The following is a 3,768-nucleotide window of genomic DNA, read 5'->3' as shown; positions in this document are numbered from 1 at the left end:
GCGCGGATTCCGCCGGGGGACGGTTTCGGTGCCGACGGTGACCCGAAGCATCAGGTGGGGTCGGATGACACGCTGGTGTACGTCCTGGACGTGCGGGCGGTGTACCCGAAGTCGGCGGGGCCGCATGGGAAGAAGCAGGCGCCGTTGAGTGACCCCGGGCTGCCGAGGGTGGCGGACGCGCCGGCGGGGAAGGCGCCGGTGGTGACGATGCCGCGGTCGGCGCCGCCGAAGAGGCTTGAGGTGCGGGCGCTGGTGCGGGGGGACGGGCCGGCGGTGCGCAAGGGGCAGCTGCTGGTGCTGCAGTATGCGGGGTATTTCTGGCGTAACGGGCAGGTGTTCGACGCGTCGTGGTCGAAGGCGGGGCCGCGTGCGGTGCCGATCGGGACCGGTCAGGTGATGAAGGGCTGGGATCAGGGCCTGGTGGGGCAGCGGGTGGGGAGCCGGATGCTGCTGGTGGTGCCGCCGTCGCTGGGGTACGGGAAGAAGGGGCTGGCGCAGGCGGGGATCAAGGGGAGCGACACGCTGGTCTTCGTGGTCGATCTGCTGGGTGTGAACTGACCGCCGTCCTCTAAACGGCATCCCGGTTGTTCTTAGAATGGCGGCGTCTTCACCGTTGGAGTACGGAGCTGCGCCAGCCGGGTATCCGCTTGTGCAGCCCATTGGATGCAGGTTGCATTGTCGACTTCGGTTGGTTATCGTTTGACCACGATCCGTTTTCTCGGGGTGGCGTCGGTCATCCGGGGCCCCTGTTCCACCAGAGAGATGGCGCGGGGCCTCCCCGGTCGCCATGCGAGTGCTTCCCGATATTCGGGTCGTGAGGAATGCCGCCCTTTCGGGATCGGACCACGGACGCGATCCGTGTCGCCACCCGGTCGGGAATGCGGTGGACCAGTGCGCCCAACACCGTTCGGGGCGTGCGGCTGTGGAGGTAGTTCCTGCGCAGTCTTGAGGAACGGTGGAGGACATCGACGCGATCGCGTTTCCTCCTGTATCGCCAAGGAGGCCGGGTTCACTGTGCTGCAACCCGGCTCCTACGGTGTTTCGCTGGGATGGCTCCAAGGGGCTCCGGTGAGTTCCGGTATGTCCCGGAGAGTGGCAAAGGGCGGTGCTGCGGATGCGGCACCGCCCTTTCCGGGTGAGGCCGGAGGGCATCGCTCGTGTGTGCGGGATGAATTCTGCGCTGTCTGGAATGTCTGTGGGGGCCGGACGTGTGCGGTCGCGGATGGGATGAGTGCTGGGCGCCGTGATGGAGACGCCCCACGACCTGCCGCGACGACCCCGGAAGCCCGCTACATCCCTCGTCGGCACCTCGCCCAGTTCGATGCGGCGACCTTGAACTTCACGTTGGGCGATCCGCGGGCGGCGGCGTTCGCGGGGTCGCTGAACGCGCTCGCCGACGCGGCGCCGGGCTTCGTGTGGCGGCTGGTGGAGGAGGGCGCGGCCGACGCCACCGGCATGCGCCCCGCCGGCGACGATGTGATCATCAACTTCTCGGTGTGGGAGTCGGCGGAGGCGCTGTGGGACTTCGCCTACCGCAGCGCCCACCTGGAGACGATGCGGCGCCGCCGCGAGTGGTTCCAGCGGCACGCGGAGGCGCACCTGGTCCTGTGGTGGATCCCGGCGGGCCGCACCCCGACGGTGGACGAGGCCCTGGAGCGCCTCGCCCACCTCCGAGCCCACGGTCCGTCCCCCCGCGCCTTCATGTTCAGTTCGGCCTACACCGCCGAGGAGGCCGCGGGCGCCGAGCCCGCGGCCCTCCAGGGCTAGCCGAGCAGGGTGGCGGTGTGGCGGCCGGCGGCGGCGGCGGTGAGGAAGTAGGGGAGGTCGTCGTCGAGGCGGCGGCCCATGGTGGACAGGCGGACGCCCCAGTCCTTCTCGGCGGCCCTGAGCGTGTCGTGGAGGCCGTCGACGGGGACGGGGACGAGGCGGTGCCGGTCGCCGAGGGGGGCGGCCTCGGCGGCGACGCGGGCGCCGAAGGCGCCGCCGAGTTCGGGGACGGGGACGTCGGCGGCGGCGAGGGCGACGCGGCCGTAGGCGGTGAGGCAGTGGTGGGAGACGCCGATGTGGCGTTCGCGCCTGTCGCCTTCGCTGACGCGCAGGGAGGCGACCGGCCGGCCGCCGAGGACGGACGCGGCATTGACGGACTCGCCCGCCGAGACGCCGGAGAACCCCCATTTCGTCCCGGTTCCGAGGTTCCCGGGCCCCTGGGCGAGGACGACGACCTCGGCGTCCAGGACGAGCCGCGCGGCGAGGAGCCCGGTGTGGACGGTGACGGCTTCGAGGTCGCCGCCGAACGCCTGCCCCACGGTGACGGTGGCGGCGAGGGTCCCGGCGTCCTTGAGCCGGGCGATGGACATGGAGAACCAGGACGGCAGTGCCCCGCCGTCCGGCATGACGTACACGACCCGCGTGGACGGCCGGGCGGCCAGCAGCGCGGCGAGGATGGGCGGCAGCGCGGAGTGCAGGTCGGCGACGATGACGGGCATGCCGTCCAGGGAGTCGGCGTCGCGGAGCAGGTCGTGGTGGGGGGAGTCCTGCTCGTCGGCGCCGAGGACGGTGGCCTGCAGGGGCGTGTAGCGGGCCTTGACCAGGTGGCCGGGGCCGGTGGGGTCGGGCGGGAGCCGGTCGGGGATCGCGACGACCATCGCGTAGCCGCCGGTGCCGAGGCCCATCGCCAAGGCCGTAGTGTTGAGCAGGACGGTATCGCCCGGTTCGGGCCGTCCCACCAGGGACGGGTAGGCGAGCGCGCGGTGCGTGCCGTCGCCCCCGATCGAGACGTCCAGCTCGACCGCTCCCGGCCATTCGCGCCGGATGTCGTCAACTGTGCCTTTGCGCCATCGGATCACACCGGGAAACGGTAGCGTCCTGCGGGACGGCTCGCGGGGACGACCGGCCTGCCCGGCGGGGGTGGGGCCACGGGAGGGAACGAGGTGGTGGCGGAGTGTCTCGGCGCAAGACCGAGCGCCTGCTGAATCTGGTGGTCTGCCTGCTCGCGACCCGGCGCTATCTGACGGCCGAGCAGATCCGCCGGGCGGTGCCCGGCTACCCGGACTCCGGTGAGGCGTTCAAGCGGATGTTCGAGCGGGACAAGGAGGAGCTCCGCGAGCTCGGCGTCCCCCTCGAGGTGGGCAGCGACCTGCAGGGCGGCGGCGGCGAGGAGATCGGGTACCGGATCCCGCCGCAGGCCTACGAGCTGCCCGACATCCACCTGACGCCGGACGAGGCGGCCGTGCTGGGCCTCGCGGCGCGGGTGTGGCAGCGGGCGAGCATGGCGGAGGCGGCGTCGGGGGCGCTGCTGAAGCTGCGCGCGGCCGGGGTGGAGACCGACGCGGCGCCCGCGGTGGGCATCGAGCCGCGGGTGAACACCCACGAGCCGGCGTTCGCGCCGCTGTGGGAGGCGGTGCGGGACGGCTGGCCGGTCGCGTTCGACTACCAGGGCATCGGGCGGACGTCGGTGGCGCGGCGCCATCTGGAGCCGTGGGGGGTGGTGAGCCGCCGGGGCCGGTGGTACGTGGTGGGGTTCGACCGCGACCGCGACGAGCAGCGGGTGTTCCGGCTGAGCCGCATCGTGGGCGAGGTCGCGGCGGACGGCCCGGCCGGGTCGGTGACGGTCCCGGACGGGGTGGACGTGCGGCGCATCGCGTTCGACTGGGGCGACCCCGTCTCTGTTACACCTCGGACGCCGCCCGCGCCGAGGAGAGGTGAGACTGTGCGCGACACCGGACACCGAACAAAAAAAAGAGCACACGAACCACACACCTACGATAG

4 protein-coding genes are annotated in these 3,768 nt (G+C 72.0%); 3 read left to right on the top strand and 1 reads right to left on the bottom strand.

Annotation, left to right across the window (positions count from 1 at the left end; genetic code table 11):
• On the top strand, window positions 1-558 hold a 558-nt coding region (locus HUX53_RS29525; RefSeq protein ID WP_217920071.1), incomplete at its 5' end, for an FKBP-type peptidyl-prolyl cis-trans isomerase.
• A 774-nt stretch (window positions 559-1,332) separates the two neighbouring features.
• Entirely contained in the window at window positions 1,333-1,767 is a 435-nt protein-coding gene (locus HUX53_RS29520) for a DUF3291 domain-containing protein (protein ID WP_255205758.1), read from the top strand.
• Here HUX53_RS29520 and HUX53_RS29515 read toward each other — a convergent pair.
• Complete coding sequence (locus tag HUX53_RS29515) at window positions 1,764-2,846, bottom strand: DUF3866 family protein (protein WP_176406494.1); 1,083 nt, start codon at window positions 2,844-2,846, stop codon at window positions 1,764-1,766. The genes HUX53_RS29520 and HUX53_RS29515 overlap by 4 nt on opposite strands.
• Before the next feature lie 95 nt (window positions 2,847-2,941).
• Between HUX53_RS29515 and HUX53_RS29510 the strand changes: the two genes are divergently transcribed.
• A partial coding sequence (locus HUX53_RS29510; RefSeq protein WP_176406493.1) for a YafY family protein occupies window positions 2,942-3,768 on the top strand: 827 nt, incomplete at its 3' end.

Origin of the sequence: Actinomadura sp. BRA 177 (assembly GCF_013372625.1) — a bacterium.
Taxonomy (GTDB): Bacteria; Actinomycetota; Actinomycetes; order Streptosporangiales; family Streptosporangiaceae; genus Spirillospora.
The sequence above is the reverse complement of the archived record's forward strand: the minus strand, read 5'-3'. Positions and strand labels throughout refer to the sequence as shown.